Origin of the sequence: Mycobacterium sp. D16R24 (assembly GCF_002013385.1) — a bacterium.
GTDB lineage: Bacteria > Actinomycetota > Actinomycetes > Mycobacteriales > Mycobacteriaceae > Mycobacterium.
The window spans coordinates 96,834-111,362 of sequence record NZ_MAEV01000018.1 but is presented as its reverse complement, the minus strand read 5'-3'; the positions used below and the strand labels follow the sequence as shown (position 1 = coordinate 111,362).

The following is a 14,529-nucleotide window of genomic DNA, read 5'->3' as shown; positions in this document are numbered from 1 at the left end:
TCATGCCACACCGGCCAGCTGAGAATTGATGACATCCAGCATCTGCTGCGGCGTGGTCAGGTCAGCCAGGTCCTCTTCGGCGATATGCACCCCGTACTCCCGCTGTAACCGGGCCGCGGTTTCCATCAGGGCCAACGAGTCGTAACCGAGCTCTTCGAACTCAATCGTCGCGCTCTCGGGACTGATCTCGGTGTCGTCATCGCCACCGGCGCAAGCCACCAGGATCTTATGCAGCTGAGCAAGCGTAACTTCGGCCATTTCTCTTCTCCTTCTGTAATTTTCGTGTTCAACGACGCACGACGACGGCGGAGTTGAATCCCCACCGGCCCCGCGCGAGAATCAAGGCGGCCGACAGTGACGCCTCACGTGGTTGACCCTGCACAAGATCGAGCTGATAGCGCTCGGGAACGTCGGTGGTACCGACAGTCGGCGGGACGACGCCGTCCCGCAGGGACAGCAGGGCCGTCGCCACATCCAGCGGACCACCGGCCGCATAGAGCCTGCCGGTCATCGACTTTGGCGCCGTCACGGGCACGCCCCGAGGCGAGAAGACCGCCGCGATGGCCTCGGCTTCCGCGGCGTCGGCGCCGGTCACACCGGCCGCGTCGGCGAAGACCACATCGATATCGGCCGGTGTCAACCCAGCGTCGGCAATCGCCATCTGTGCAGCACGGGCCAGACCGCCGGGTAGGCCCGACCCCGGGGCCGGGTCGAATGTCGAGGCATATCCGGCGATTTCCCCGTGGATGTTGGGGGCATTGCGAGCCGCTGCGGAATCTGCGTCTTCGCAGATGAGAATGCAGCCCCCTTCGCCGGGCACATATCCGTTCGCCCGCTGGTCGAACGGCAGGTAGCCCTGTGCAGGATCGGTTGCCCTCGTGACATCGCCGGTCGAGATGTGCGAGGTCCAGCCCCACGGGTCAAGAGCAGAATCCGCTCCTCCGGAGACGACCAGCGTGGTGCCACGCCGCACCGTACGGCGCGCATGCCCCAGCGCATCGAGCCCGCCCGCCTGTTCGGCAACCAAAGCACTACTGGGACCGCGCATTCCGTGTCGAATCGAGATTTGGCCGGTATTGACGGCATAGAACCAGGCAAACGATTCATACACACTGACGTGCTCGGAGCCCTGGGACCATAATTTCTGGAACTCCCGGTGGGTGAACTCGAAGCCGCCCGAAGCGGTCGAGGTGACCACACCCATCTCATAGTCGGTGAATTCCTCCGGGTCTACTTTGGCATCGCCCAGTGCCCACTCCGCGGCCACGAGGGCCAGCCGGGTAGAGATGTCGGTCTGCGGCAGCAGCCGTCCCGGCAGCAACTCCTTGGCGTTGAAATTGGTGAGCTGCCCCGCCAATGTGCTCGTGTACCCGGAGACGTCGAATCTGTCGAGCGTCGAGATACCGGTGTGTCCTGATACTGTTGCTTCCCAATAATTTTCGGTGCCCAGGCCATTTGGGGCCAGGATTCCGATGCCGGTGACCAGTACGCGTGTCATGCCGATGCCCCCAACATCTCGGTCGGGCGACTCAGCACCATCGCGGTCTGGAATCCGCCGAAGCCACTGCCCACGGTGAGCACGTGTTCGGTGTGGTGATCGCGTGCCGTGATCGGGACGTAGTCGAGGTCGCACTCCGGGTCGGCCTCGTGCAGATTCGCAGTCGGTGGGACTACCTGGTTCTTGATCGCCAACAGAGACGCCGCGATCTCGACGGACCCAATGGCGCCCAGCGAATGTCCGACCATGGATTTGATCGAACTCACCGGCGTGCGATAGGCGTGCTCACCCAAACTGCGCTTGAACGCCGCTGTTTCGTGGCGGTCGTTCTGGCGGGTACCCGATCCGTGGGCATTGATGTAGTCGATCTTGGTCGGGTCGAGCCGTGCTTCGTCCAGGGCGATCGTGATGGCTTCGGCCATCTCCCGCCCGTCGATCTTCAGACCGGTCATGTGGTAGGCGTTGCAACGGGTGGCGTATCCCGATACCTCCGCGTATATCTGGGCACCGCGGGCGCGCGCATGTTCAAACTCCTCCAGCACGAACATCGCTGCGCCCTCAGCGAGCACAAATCCATTGCGAGAGCCGTCGAAGGGGCGAGAGCCCGTCTCCGGGGTGTCATTACGCGTGCTCGTTGCCTTGATCGCATCAAAGCAGGCCACGACAATCGGCGTGATCGGGGTATCTGCGGCACCGCTGAGCATCACGTCGGCGCTGCCCTCACGAATCAACGCCACGGCATGCCCGACCGAGTCCAGCCCCGAAGTGCATCCGTTGGACACCATCGTCACCGGGCCCTGTGCCCCCACTGTCCAGGCCACCTCGGCCGGCATCACGCTGGGAATCATGTAATCGAACATGTGCGGCGACAAGGCCTTCTGGTCGGAAAGCCAGTTTCGCCCCGAATCCGACAGCACTAGATACTCCTGCTCCAAGCTGGTGGCCGCGGCCACTGCGCTGCCCAGGCTTACCCCTAGTCGATAGGGGTCGAGGGTGTTCACATCCAGGCCGCTATCGGCTACCGCCTCGCGGGTGCAGACCACCGCGAACTGAGTGGCCCGGTCCATGCGGCGAATCTCCTTGTGTGACAGGCCCTCCTGTTCGGCGTCGAAGTCGGCCTCACCGGCGATCCGGGACCGGTAGGGCGAAGCATCGAAGTAGGAGATGCCCCGGGTTGCGGTCCGTCCGGCGGCCAACAGTTTCCAGAACTCGTCGGCGCCGCGACCGCCCGGTGCGCGGACACCGATGCCGGTGATGACTACTCTTCGCTCCATCTCCCACCTCTCATGTGTATCGGTATTGCTGTCCGATACATTGTGAGGAACGGCTACTCAAAGACCGCTCAAGCAGTTGCATTCGCGATGAAACGGCCGACTCAGCGTAAAAAAATCCACCAGCATTGCTGGTGGATTTGGCCGTGCTAATTACTTATCAGGAAACCTGCGATGTCAGCCCGGTGACAGTGTGCGGAATTAGGCCCGTAAGGAACCTGCCGTGCTCGGTTCTCATTCTTTCAGCCACCGTATCATCGGACGAGGCCAAGATATCGCCATGCAATCTCTGCAATTTCACACAGGGCTCCAACCCGAGCCCTGCCGCAAGTGTTTTTCTCGCCAGCTGGAATACCCCGAGCGCCTTGTCACGCCACCCCGCGAGACAAAGCGCGTACATATAGTATGCGTACAGCCGCTCGTGATACGGAAAGCGGGACACCCATAGGGCAAGGTCGATCGCGGCTTCGCGATATCGTTCTAGACGCAATTGAGCCTCAATACGCAATTCCAGATTGGCCAGGAATATGCATTCGACCTGATCCTTCTCGGATGCGAGAAGGCGCCCCACCTCGATATCCACAAACGCGGGACCGGTCCATGTTTTCTCGGCATTGACAAACAACAGAACTGCCTGATGATCGTTTCCGGACTCTTTAGCGCACCGTGCGGATTCGATGAGACTTTGGTATCTACGCAGGTCAAGATTGATATCCTGTGGACTGAACAGGTAGCCCATGTTCTTGGTCTGCAACATAGACGACGCAACCTGAGCGACGCTCATATCAAACTCTTTAGCAATTGTCTTACGAATGCTGAGGATGTATGTCTGCACAACAGTTGTTGCACTCTTTGGTGGCTCGTCATCCCATAGTTCGTCGATGAGCACGGCGGCCGGCACAAAACGCCCAGTCCTTGCCAGAAGCATGGCAAGAACTTGACGTTGTTTCTTCGCCGATGGTGTTGCATCCCGCTCACCAGATGGCGAAGAAGTGGTCAGTGACAACGGACCGAGGATATTAGCCTCTGCGCGTACAACCATTCTGCATTACCTCCGCGTGGTACCATTCAGGGGCACGCCAATGTGCTGCTTGTCTATATTTATTGATGGTCTCTCAGTATCTTCCCAGCTTAACTGGTCGCATACACATCCGCTTAGTACGAGAGTTACTGTACGATTAACATCACATGATCTCGGTGATAATATGTGACAGACTTCGTTACATATGACATATTATCGCCCTACCTGTTGCTAAGTTCCGACCCGCCGTCCGCCGTAATAATCTGGCCTGTCATATAACTGACTTTCTCGCTAGCCAGAAATACCAGCATCTCCGCTATTTCCAATGGTGTACCTATTCGGCCAAGCAACGATGATTCGGCCTCCGTGCGACTCAACGGACTCAGGCCGGCGATCAAGTCGGTTTCGACGAGTCCCGGTGCCAGGCCATTGACTAAGATTTCCGGCGCCAGCTCCTTCGCGAGCGCCACGGTAAAGCTATTCAGTGCGGCCTTCGACGCCGAGTACGCCATGCCCCGTGCGGTGGCCATGGGCAAGTTGCCCCGCATGGAGGAGACATTCACGATCCTCCCACTGCCATCGCGGGGCATGTGCGGCGCCACTGTTTGACAAAAGTTAAACACGCCAATCAGATTCGCAGTCAAGTGCCGATCCCAGTCCTGCCTCGTCAACTCGGCGAACGCCCGCGGCGCCGCGACCCCGGCACAGTTCACCAGGGAATCGATACGGCCATGAGCACGAACGACTTCCTGAACCGCGCTGCGGACATCGTCATGATCGCCGACATCAGCGACGACGTGCAGGGCATCCATCTCTGCTGCCCTCTCACCGAGTGCGGCAGAAGCGGTACGTCCGTGCAGAACTACCTCGGCGCCGGCAGCCTTGGCAAGGCGCGCCGTCGCCAACCCGATCCCTCGCGAGGAGCCGGTGATGAGAACAACCCGACCCCGCATAACACCCCGTCCTTGAGCTTCCCTATTTCCTCCGCAGTTCGTCGCATCCAATGTCCCTTCGATAACTCAAGAACCGCTCAAGCACGTCCATCCGCCGACGGAGGTGTGTGAGGACCATTGACATACGGTTAGCGTGTCTGCCGGGACAATGCCCCCGCGAACTCGATAAGCCTGTTCATCTGTGCCACACCCTGGTTCGAATACTTTGAGAAACGGAAGTCCTCGACGCTGTGGCGATGCTCTTCCAACGATGTCTTCACACTCCGGTACGTCGTAGACGTGTAGATCGTCACGTGGACCGCGGTGAGGACCCGCGATCCATCCGCCTCCACGTCATATTCGGTAACCAGCGACTGATCGCTGATTTCCGAGAGCGGAAAGGTGCGCATCGTCACCGACAGTGTCGGGTGCGGAGCGCGCCCCCCATGCCCCGCACAGTGGCCGTCCTTACCGAACCACAGGATCATGCGGCCACCTTCGATCAATGCGACTTCGCACCAATGCATCTCGCCCCAGTTGTGCGTCTCGGTACCTCGGCTCAGCACGAACGCAGACACCCGCTCGAAGTCGACGACACCACGCAGCTGGTCGATCACCAGGTCTGCGTTCGGGGTAAACACCTCAACGGCGCTCTCCAGCCGCGGCACGGTCGCCCAATCTGCACCGGGATCAAACATGCTGAGCCACCGCCCGTCCGAATTGCAGGAGCCGTTCCATCTGTGCGAGCCCACCGTCGACGATCGACTTGGCGAAGTAGAAATCGTCGACCACCCATTCCGTCTCCGAGATTGAGACGGCACGTGTCTTGTCCGGTATCGCCGTGGATAACCAGAGTTCGACGGCCAACAACGAGCGCACGCCGTCAATATCCTGGTACGTGGTGCGCAACTCTTGCCCCGTGATGGCGGACAACGGCACCGTGCGAACCGTCGAGGTGAATTCCACGGTGTCGTACCGTCGGGACTTGTCCTCGCCGTGCCACATGATGAGACGACGACCGTCGACAAGCGCCACCTCCTGCCACAGCCCTCGGGAATCTTCGGTGGGTTCACGATCCAGGGTGAAGACCCGAACATCCGACAGGTTGACGACGGCAGTCAACTCATCAACGGCCACATCGGGATCGCGAAGCGCGATGGCGGCTGCCTCGACCAGCCCCGGGTAGGGGGCCCAATCGTGATAGTCCGGTGTGCCGATTCCACGCAGAGTGGCATCGACAGCACCGACGATGGCACGCCACTGGCTCGCATCGCCGTCCTCCCAAAGGTCCGCTAGTTCACTGCCGGTGCCGGTCACTCGCGCGATCGCCGCACTCGCCAGCAGTCCGAGGGCATGCGCTTGGGTTTGCTTGACGCGGATGTTGGCAACCTCTTCCGACCAGGGCACCACTGCCGGATCCACCGCGTCTGAACATAAAAGAGCAACTACCGCAGCGGCAGCCACGGCGGATGCGCCCTCGGGCGCCTCGACATACTCTCCGGTCGCCAGTCGTAGATATCGAGCCAGTTCCAGCTCGATATCACCGCTCTCTCTTAGGTCACTCAAAAAGTCTGCGGCATCGTCGTTATCAAACGGCCCTTCACCCCACGTACCCATGCAGCTAATCGTGGCAGAACACCTCGCATCATGCATTCCGGGGCGGGATCCCTACCCTGATCGGGCAATCTTTCGGTTGCTCACCTCGTGATCCACAACAGGCCGTTAGGCTCGACCCGTCACCGAGAGAATCGAGACCGCGATGACCGAAGCATCGGGCACCGAGCAGTCATTCAACGAGGCCAACATCGCCGAGTTCCGCGCCAACGGGGGCAAGGTCGGCGGCCAGTTTGAGGGGTTTCCGCTCCTGCTGCTGACCAGCACGGGCGCAAAATCGGGCGCACAACGCGTGAATCCGTTGGCCTACTTCGATATCGACGGTACGGCCTACATCGTGGGTTCCTCGGCGGGCAGGCCGAAGAATCCCGCCTGGGTGGCGAATCTGCGCGCCAACCCCAGCGTCGAGGTGGAGATCGGCGCGAACCCGAAGTCCAACGCCACGGCCGTCGAACTCCCCCGCGCCCAGCGAGATCGGGTATTCGAGATCGTGAAGCAGCGCGCTCCCGGATTCGCCGAGTACGAGACGTTGACCGACCGGGTAATTCCGGTGTTCGAGATCCAGCTCGGCTGAACTACTGCGCCGCTCTCGTGTACTGATACACGAGAGTTTCCACATACAGACCGAAAGCCTCTGTCGCCAGCGCACAATGTCGACGTGAGGGAGATCGCGCGGGGGTCCGTACGCCGTGGTGCAAAGCTGGCCAGCTTGCCGTTGGGGGCAGCGGGGCGAGCTGTCGTCGGATGGGGCCGCCGCGTCACCGGAGGTGATCCGGAAGCAATCGCTGCACAGTGGTCGGCGCACAATGCCGAGCAGCTCTTCGCGGTGCTCGGCGGGCTCAAGGGTGGCGCGATGAAGTTCGGCCAGATGATGAGCATCTTCGAGGCCGCAATACCCGACCAGTACGCCGAGCCATACCGGGCGGCACTGACGGGTCTGCAGGCCTCGGCGCCCCCGATCCCGGCTAAACAGGTGCACCGCGTGCTAGCTGAGCAGCTCGGCCAACGCTGGGGCGACCGATTCGCCGAGTTCGACAACGAGCCGATCGCCGCGGCCAGCATCGGCCAGGTATATCGCGCAACATGGCACGACGGCCGGGCCGTAGCGGTGAAGGTTCAGTACCCGGGAGTCGATACCGCCTTGCGGTCGGACCTGCGGCGAGTCGGCCAGATGAGTCGCCTCATAGATCCTCTGTTCCCGGGGATAGCCGTGCAGCCGATGCTCGCCGAGGTGCGTAAACGGATGGCCGAAGAGCTCGATTACCGTCGTGAGGCAGACAATCAGCGTGCTTTCGCCTCCGCGTTCACTGGCGGCCCGGCGTTTTTGATACCCAAAGTGGTGGCCTCCGCACCCAAGGTCCTCGTCAGCGAATGGGTAACCGGCCGCTCAATGGCCGACATCATCCGGCAAGGCGATCAAGAATCCAGAAACACCGCGGCCCGGCTACTCTTCGAATTCTGTGGCGCGTCGATGGCGAACCTTGGGCTGCTGCACGCAGATCCGCATCCAGGGAACTACCAGCTCACCGCCGATGGTCGACTCGCGGTGCTCGACTTCGGCGCCGTCACCGCAGTACATCGCAGTGCAGTGGGGTACCTCGACGCCCTTCGACAGGCCGAGCTCGCCGGGCAGATACAGCTGGACGAGCTGTCCGACGACCTGAGAACACTGGTTCTCGACGACGTGAATACCGCAATGGGTGAAGCAGGCTTCAGCCAGGCAGGTGCACAGGTGCAGCCCGAGGACCTACTGGCCTACTTCGGGCCGTTCGCCGAGCCGCTACGCATGCCTCGTTTTCGGTTCGACCGCCAGTGGCTGCAGCAAAACGCAGCGCGGATACCCGGGCTCGCGCGTGGCCAGGACTTCCTTGGCGGCGCAGTGCTCGAAATCCCTACCGAGCACGTGATGATGTTTCGCACCATCGCCGGCTTCGTCGGAGTGGCCTGCCAGTTGGAGGCCGAGATTGCCTTGCGGGACATCGTGATCCGCTGGTATCCAGAATTCGCGGAGCCTAAAATTCCACCCCGGCTCGCAAGCGCTCTGGGTATCGACAGTTAGTTACGCCCTACTCCGCAGAACCGGAGGCCGAACCGCCCCGAATATGCGGGGTCACCAGCATGAGCTGCCCCAAAACGCCGTTCACGAAGGCCGGCGAGTCATCGGTGGAGAGCTGTTTGGCAAGCTCGACCGCCTCGTCGACGGCGACCACCTCGGGTACGTCCTCGGCATGCAGCAGCTCCCACACCGCGACCCGCATGATCGCGCGATCCACTGCGGGCAGTCGGGCCAATGTCCAACCCTGCAGGTGCGAAGCGATCAGCTCGTCGATATGGACGGCATGCTCGGTGACTCCATGCGCGACAGTCACCGTGTAGGGATTCAGTGGTTCCACGTCCGACTTCGACTCCGCCAAGGCACGACGCTCGTCGGCCACCGCTGCGGCCGTCATATCCCGCGCCTCGGCCTCGAACAGCAGATCCACTGCCCTCTTGCGCGCCTTGCGACGGCCTCCCTTGGCAGCGGGCCGGCCGGTCGAGCCGGTTTCAGCCATTCACACGGCCGAGGTAGCTGGCGTCACGCGAATCGACCTTGAGGCGGTCACCGGTGTTGATGAACAGCGGAACCTGAATCTCGGCGCCGGTTTCCATGGTGGCCGGCTTGGTGCCCGCGCTGGAGCGGTCGCCCTGCAGGCCCGGCTCGGTGTGGGTGACCACGAGCTCGACGGTCACCGGAAGCTCGATGTACAGCGCGGCGCCCTCGTTGAAGGCGACCTGCACGGTCATGCCCTCCAGCAGGAAGCGCGAGGCGCCGCCGACCAGCTCTGGGGAAAGGTGGTGCTGCTCGAAATCCTGGCTGTCCATGAACACGAACGAGTCGCCGTCGCGGTACAGGTAAGTGGTGTCGCGGCGGTCCACGGTCGCGGTCTCGACCTTGACGCCCGCGTTGAAGGTCTTGTCGACGACCTTGCCCGACAGCACGTTCTTGAGCTTGGTGCGCACGAACGCCGGTCCCTTACCGGGCTTCACATGCTGGAACTCGGTGATCTGCCACAGCTGACCATCGATGTTGAGCACCAGGCCGTTCTTGAAATCGGCGGTTGAAGCCACAGTCGTCTGTCTCCTTGCGTAACTGTTCAGTACTACTCAATTAATGACGGTGAGTTCCTTGGGGAACCGGGTCAACAGCTCCGGCCCGTCGGGCCGCACCACGAGCGTGTCCTCGATCCGGACTCCGCCCCGGTCGGGCAGGTAGACCCCTGGCTCGACTGTCACCGCCGAGCCAGCAAGCAGTGTACCGGTGGCGCCGGCACCGATACCCGGTGCTTCGTGGATCTGCAACCCCACCCCGTGCCCGAGGCCGTGGCCAAAGTTCTGTCCATATCCCGCAGCGGCGATGACATCGCGGGCCGCGGCGTCGACGCCCTGCAGCGATGCCCCGGGCGCCAGCGCCGCCCGACCTGCCGCCTGCGCGGCCAGCACCAGTTCATAGATCTCCTGCTGCCAGGGTGACACCGAGCCCAGCACCAGAGTCCTGGTCATGTCGGAGTGATACCCGGCAACCAGCGCTCCGAAGTCGATCTTCACGAAGTCGCCATCAGTCAGCACCGCGTCGGTGGGCCGATGATGCGGTATCGCCGAGTGTGGCCCGGCGGCGACGATCGTCTCAAATGACGTGCCGTCCGCCCCGTGCCCGCACATGAGGTTCTCCAGGTCACGCGCCACCTCACGCTCGGTGCGCCCGGGCCGGATTCCGCCGGTCGCGATCAATGCGGACAATGCGGTGTCGGCTGCGGCACAAGCCCTTTCGAGTAAGAGCACCTCGGACTCGTCTTTCACCTCACGCAGTTTCTCCACCCGATTCGGCGCCCGGACAAGCTCGATATCCGCGGCTGCCGCCGTCAGCTTGTCGTATCCGTCGACGGTCACCACATGGCTTTCGAAACCCGCGCGCCCGGTCCCGGCCAGCGCCACCAGCGCCGCGCCGTACCCGCGGTCGATCAGGGCGCGCAGGTCAGGGACCTGTGCGGCAGCCTGTGTGCGGTAGCGGCCGTCGGTGCACAGCACGGTTGCCTGCTCATCCGGCCCGTCCCCAGCGGCCACCCACAGCGCCGCCGCCGACCCGGTGAAACCGGTCAGATAGCGAATGTTGACCAGATCGGTCACCAAAAACGCATCGAGCCCGTCCGCACGCAGCCCCTCGCGGAGCCGTTCCCTGCGGTCGGTATGGCTGAGGACGGTCGTCATAGGTGTCGACGCTACCGCGATACGCTGGGCCCATGCCCGACGGTGGAACACGTTCTATGACGACTCAATGGCTCACCCGTGGCGCCGTCTTCGCCATCCTCATGGTGCTGATCCGTGTGGTGCAGGGATTGGCCATCAGCGTATGGGAGACCCACGGCACCGTGATCAACATCGCGCTGGTCCTGGTGTTCGTCGCGGCGGTGACGGCCTGGGCGATCACCGACGGCCGCGGCGACGCCCAGCGCAATCCAGATCCAGATCGCCGTGAGGACCTAGCCATGTGGTGGCTGCTGGGCGGCATTTTCGCCGGGGCCGTCAGTGGCCTGGTGGTCTGGTTGATCAGCCTGTTCAACGACGGGATCTATGCGGCGAGCATCCTCGCCGAGCTCACCACCACCGCGGCGTTCGTGGCCCTGCTGGTGTTCGCGCCGGCCATGGTGGGCGTATTTGTCGGCCGACTGCTCGTGGACCGCAAGGAAAGGGAGCACGCGGCGCTACAGCAGTCCGATACCGACGTGTTCCAGGCAGTTCAGGAAGAAGTGGACGTCACGAAGTAGCGCAGCGCCAGCAGATATCCCTGGACGCCAAGCCCGACGATCACGCCGGTGGCGAGCGCACTCAGGTATGAGTGATGCCGAAACTCTTCGCGCGCATGCACATTCGAGATATGCACCTCGATGAGTCCGGCGGTCAGTTCGGCGCACGCGTCCCGTAGTGCCACCGAGGTATGGGTGAACGCACCGGCGTTAAGAATCACCGGATCCTTGGCGTCGGCGGCGGCGTGAACCCAGCCGAGAAGTTCGGCTTCGCTATCGGTCTGCCGCACCTGAACGTCCACACCCAATGCGCCGGCCTCAGCCTCAATGAGAGACACCAGCTCGGCATAGGTCACACTGCCGTAGACGGCGGCCTCTCGTTTACCGAGACGGCCCAGATTCGGGCCGTTGAGAATCTGGATCGTCACAGCATCACTCCCTCGCCAGAGCTTGGACTGGCCACCACCGAGTACGCGGCGGCCAGCAGTGACGGATCGGGACCTTCCAATCGTCCCGGCTTGGCCAACCCGTCGAGCACCACGAAACGCAGTATGCCCGAGCGGGTCTTCTTATCGCCCTGCATGGATTCGACGAGTTGTCCCAGCGCGTCGGCGTCGTAACGTATTGGCAGCCCGAGGGCCGAGAGCACCCGCGCATGGCGATCAGCGGTCTCGTCATCCAGACGACCGGCCAATCGCCCCAGTTCCGCGGCGAACACCAAACCGACCGATACCGCCGCACCGTGGCGCCACCGGTACCGCTCACGCCGCTCGATGGCGTGCCCGAGGGTATGGCCGTAGTTGAGGATCTCGCGCAGCTCGGCCTCCTTCTCGTCGGCCGCCACCACCTTCGCCTTGACCGCGATGGAGCGTTCGATGAGCTCGCGCAGCACCGGCTTGGACGGGTCGATCGCGGCCTGCGGGTCGGCCTCGATGAGATCAAGGATCACCTGGTCGGCGATGAAACCTGCCTTCACCACTTCGGCCATCCCGGCGACGATCTCGTTACGCGGCAACGAATCGAGGGTTGCCAGGTCCACCAGCACCGCCCCCGGCTGGTGGAACGCGCCGACAAGGTTCTTGCCCGCATCGGTGTTGATACCTGTCTTTCCACCAACCGCGGCGTCGACCATGGCGAGCAGTGTGGTAGGTACGTGCACCACCTTCACCCCGCGCAGCCAAGTGGCCGCGGCGAAGCCGGCCGTATCGGTGGCAGCTCCTCCCCCAAGGCTGACGACAGCGTCCTTGCGTCCAATCCCGATCCGGCCCAGCACCTCCCAGATGTAGCCGAGCACGGCCAGGTCCTTACCGGCCTCAGCATCGGGAATCTCGACCCGGTGCGCATCGATTCCGGTGTCGGCCAGAGTCTTCCGAATTTCTTCGGCCGTGACGGCAAGAGTGGGCTGATGCAGGATCGCCACCTTGTCGGAACCCTTGAGCGCGCCCACCAGCTCACCCAGCAGACCCGTCCCCACGATTACCGGGTAGGGCGGATTCACCTCGACGGTGATCGTTGTCGGCTCCGCGCTAGTCATTGTCGGCTCACTCCTTGGTTTCGCTTCCGGAAGGGTCGGTACGCGCGGGGGCGATGACGCCCGACGCACGCCGTCGTGAACGCGGACGCCGACGGGGACGTCGCCGCCGCGAGGAGACGGATCCTGTGCTGCCCTCGGGGTTCTCCAACCGGGAGACGATCATCCGCACCACGGCGCCGGGGTTTCGCCGGTCGGTGTTGACCTTGATGGTGGCGACCTCGCGGTACAGCGGCACCCGCTGCGACATCAGGGCGTGATACTTCTCGGCACGATCCGGTCCGGCGAGCAGCGGACGCACCACACTTCCCCCGGTGCGCCGAATCCCCTCCGCGGCACTGATTTCGAGATACACCACAGTGTGCCCGGCGAGCGCTTCCCGAACTCCTGGAGTGAGCACGGCCCCGCCGCCGAGCGAAACCACTCCATCTTGCTGATCAAGCGCCTGCCGAATCACCGATTCCTCGATACGCCGGAATTCCGGTTCGCCGTCGGCGGCGAAGATGTCGGCGATGGTGCGACCGGCCGCTGTCTCGATGCCATTGTCGGTGTCATAGATGTTGACGTCCAACGCTTTTGCCAGCCGACGGCCAATGGTGGACTTACCCGATCCGGGCAGCCCGACAAGAACGGCTTTGGGGCTCATCCCGCTGTGTTAGCCGCTCTTCGCGCAAGCTGCTCATCGGACGATTCCCGGCGCGGTTCCCGCTGCGCCACCGCATCCAGGTACGCACCGACATTGGTCTTCGTCTCGGACAGCGAGTCGCCACCGAATTTCTCCAGTGCGGCACGGGCCACCACCAGCGCGACCATCGCCTCGGCGACCACCCCAGCGGCCGGCACCGCGCACACGTCGGAACGCTGGTGGATTGCGACAGCTTCGTCCCCGGTGGACATGTCGACGGTGGCCAACGCCCGCGGCACAGTGGAGATGGGCTTCATGGCCGCCCGCACCCGCAGCGGCTGGCCGTTCGTCATGCCACCTTCAAGTCCTCCGGCACGATTGGTGGAGCGCAGGATGCCGTCGGGGCCCGGGTAGATCTCGTCGTGCGCGGCGCTGCCACGCCGGCGAGCGGTGGTGAAACCGTCGCCGATCTCAACGCCCTTGATGGCCTGGATCCCCATGATGGCCGCGGCCAGCTGGCTGTCCAGCCGGTCGTTACCACTGATGAAGGAGCCAAGTCCGACAGGCAGGCCCGCGACCACGACTTCCACCACCCCACCGAGGGTGTCGCCGTCCTTCTTGGCGGCTTCAATCTCGCCGATCATCGAAGCCTCGGCCTGTGCGTCGAACGCCCGCACCGGGCTGGCGTCGATGACGGCGAGATCCGCGGCGCCCGGAACCGGCCCGTCGTACGGCTCGGAGTCGCCGATGGAGATGACATGCGAGATGACATCCACGCCCAGGGCCTGCTTGAGGAAGGCCTTGGCAATGGTGCCCACCGCCACCCGGGCCGCGGTCTCGCGCGCACTGGCCCGCTCGAGCACCGGGCGGGCATCGTCGAATCCGTACTTGAGCATGCCGGCGTAGTCCGCGTGTCCGGGACGCGGCCGTGTCAGTGGCGCGTTGCGCGCGATGTTCTCCAGTTCGGCGGGGTCCACGGGGTCCGCAGACATCACGGTCTCCCACTTGGGCCATTCGGTGTTGCCGATCTCGATGGCCACCGGTCCGCCCAAGGTCAGACCGTGTCGCACGCCGCCGACCATGGTGACCTGATCGGCCTCAAAGGCCATGCGCGCGCCTCGGCCGTAGCCCAGGCGGCGACGCGCCAGCTGCCTGCCAATGTCCTCCGATGTCAGTTCGACACCAGCGACCATGCCTTCCAGGACCGCGATCAACGCGCGTCCATGCGATTCACCTGCCGTGATCCAGCGCAACAC

The 14,529-nt window shown here is 63.2% G+C and carries 16 protein-coding genes and 1 pseudogene; 3 read left to right on the top strand and 14 right to left on the bottom strand.

Translation table 11 applies throughout. The features are described 5' to 3' along the window. The 7 genes from B4383_RS16710 to B4383_RS16680 form a co-directional block, all read right to left on the bottom strand. A complete protein-coding gene (locus B4383_RS16710; protein WP_078287964.1) occupies nucleotides 1–258 on the bottom strand; it encodes an acyl carrier protein in 258 nt (85 codons plus the stop codon). 28 nt (nucleotides 259–286) lie between these two features. Continuing rightward, nucleotides 287–1,498 (bottom strand): ketosynthase chain-length factor, encoded by a 1,212-nt coding sequence (locus B4383_RS16705; RefSeq protein ID WP_078287963.1) that lies wholly within the window; start codon nucleotides 1,496–1,498, stop codon nucleotides 287–289. Further along, the gene (locus B4383_RS16700) at nucleotides 1,495–2,772 is read right to left on the bottom strand and encodes a beta-ketoacyl-[acyl-carrier-protein] synthase family protein (protein WP_078287962.1); all 1,278 of its coding nucleotides are present in this window, start codon (nucleotides 2,770–2,772) and stop codon (nucleotides 1,495–1,497) included. The genes B4383_RS16705 and B4383_RS16700 overlap by 4 nt, the downstream gene beginning before the upstream one ends. Before the next feature lie 157 nt (nucleotides 2,773–2,929). Then, nucleotides 2,930–3,775 (bottom strand): AfsR/SARP family transcriptional regulator, encoded by an 846-nt coding sequence (locus B4383_RS16695; RefSeq protein WP_176126743.1) that lies wholly within the window; start codon nucleotides 3,773–3,775, stop codon nucleotides 2,930–2,932. Nucleotides 3,776–4,011: 236 nt separating this feature from the next. Beyond that, on the bottom strand, nucleotides 4,012–4,743 hold the full coding sequence (locus B4383_RS16690) for an SDR family oxidoreductase (RefSeq protein WP_078287960.1): 732 nt from the start codon (nucleotides 4,741–4,743) through the stop codon (nucleotides 4,012–4,014). A gap of 128 nt (nucleotides 4,744–4,871) precedes the next feature. Next, nucleotides 4,872–5,420 (bottom strand): hypothetical protein, encoded by a 549-nt coding sequence (locus tag B4383_RS16685; protein ID WP_078287959.1) that lies wholly within the window; start codon nucleotides 5,418–5,420, stop codon nucleotides 4,872–4,874. Next, nucleotides 5,413–6,339 carry a DUF4259 domain-containing protein gene (locus B4383_RS16680; RefSeq protein ID WP_176126740.1) on the bottom strand — a complete coding sequence of 309 codons (927 nt, stop codon included), beginning with the start codon at nucleotides 6,337–6,339 and terminating at the stop codon, nucleotides 5,413–5,415. The genes B4383_RS16685 and B4383_RS16680 overlap by 8 nt, the downstream gene beginning before the upstream one ends. Before the next feature lie 142 nt (nucleotides 6,340–6,481). Between B4383_RS16680 and B4383_RS16675 the strand changes: the two genes are divergently transcribed. Both B4383_RS16675 and B4383_RS16670 read left to right on the top strand, forming a co-directional pair. Continuing rightward, nucleotides 6,482–6,910 (top strand): nitroreductase family deazaflavin-dependent oxidoreductase, encoded by a 429-nt coding sequence (locus B4383_RS16675; RefSeq protein WP_078287957.1) that lies wholly within the window; start codon nucleotides 6,482–6,484, stop codon nucleotides 6,908–6,910. Between the two features lie 84 nt (nucleotides 6,911–6,994). After that, nucleotides 6,995–8,395, top strand: coding sequence for an AarF/ABC1/UbiB kinase family protein (locus B4383_RS16670; RefSeq protein ID WP_139360827.1), 1,401 nt, complete (start codon nucleotides 6,995–6,997; stop codon nucleotides 8,393–8,395). 7 nt (nucleotides 8,396–8,402) lie between these two features. Here the strand turns inward: B4383_RS16670 and nusB are convergent, their stop codons facing one another. From nusB to B4383_RS16655, 3 genes are read right to left on the bottom strand one after another with little or no spacing between them, the layout of a single operon-like run. Beyond that, nucleotides 8,403–8,888, bottom strand: coding sequence for a transcription antitermination factor NusB (gene nusB / locus B4383_RS16665; RefSeq protein ID WP_078287955.1), 486 nt, complete (start codon nucleotides 8,886–8,888; stop codon nucleotides 8,403–8,405). Continuing rightward, entirely contained in the window at nucleotides 8,881–9,444 is a 564-nt protein-coding gene (efp, locus tag B4383_RS16660) for an elongation factor P (RefSeq protein WP_078287954.1), read from the bottom strand. The genes nusB and efp overlap by 8 nt, the downstream gene beginning before the upstream one ends. Before the next feature lie 36 nt (nucleotides 9,445–9,480). Continuing rightward, complete coding sequence (locus B4383_RS16655) at nucleotides 9,481–10,581, bottom strand: Xaa-Pro peptidase family protein (RefSeq protein WP_078287953.1); 1,101 nt, start codon at nucleotides 10,579–10,581, stop codon at nucleotides 9,481–9,483. Between the two features lie 32 nt (nucleotides 10,582–10,613). Here B4383_RS16655 and B4383_RS16650 point away from each other — a divergent pair, with 32 nt between their 5' ends. Beyond that, the gene (locus tag B4383_RS16650) at nucleotides 10,614–11,138 is read left to right on the top strand and encodes a B-4DMT family transporter (RefSeq protein ID WP_217697282.1); all 525 of its coding nucleotides are present in this window, start codon (nucleotides 10,614–10,616) and stop codon (nucleotides 11,136–11,138) included. Here the strand turns inward: B4383_RS16650 and aroQ are convergent. From aroQ to aroC, 4 genes and pseudogenes are all read right to left on the bottom strand, one after another. Then, nucleotides 11,111–11,545 carry a type II 3-dehydroquinate dehydratase gene (aroQ, locus tag B4383_RS16645; RefSeq protein ID WP_078287952.1) on the bottom strand — a complete coding sequence of 145 codons (435 nt, stop codon included), beginning with the start codon at nucleotides 11,543–11,545 and terminating at the stop codon, nucleotides 11,111–11,113. The two genes, B4383_RS16650 and aroQ, sit on opposite strands and share 28 nt — an antisense overlap. Further along, nucleotides 11,542–12,651, bottom strand: a complete 1,110-nt coding sequence (aroB, locus tag B4383_RS16640; RefSeq protein ID WP_078287951.1) for a 3-dehydroquinate synthase — start codon at nucleotides 12,649–12,651, stop codon at nucleotides 11,542–11,544. The genes aroQ and aroB overlap by 4 nt, the downstream gene beginning before the upstream one ends. A gap of 142 nt (nucleotides 12,652–12,793) precedes the next feature. Then, nucleotides 12,794–13,294: pseudogene (locus B4383_RS16635) on the bottom strand (shikimate kinase); the annotation flags it as partial. After that, nucleotides 13,291–14,529 (bottom strand): chorismate synthase, encoded by a 1,239-nt coding sequence (gene aroC, locus B4383_RS16630; RefSeq protein WP_078288215.1) that lies wholly within the window; start codon nucleotides 14,527–14,529, stop codon nucleotides 13,291–13,293. The pseudogene B4383_RS16635 and the gene aroC, both read right to left, overlap by 4 nt.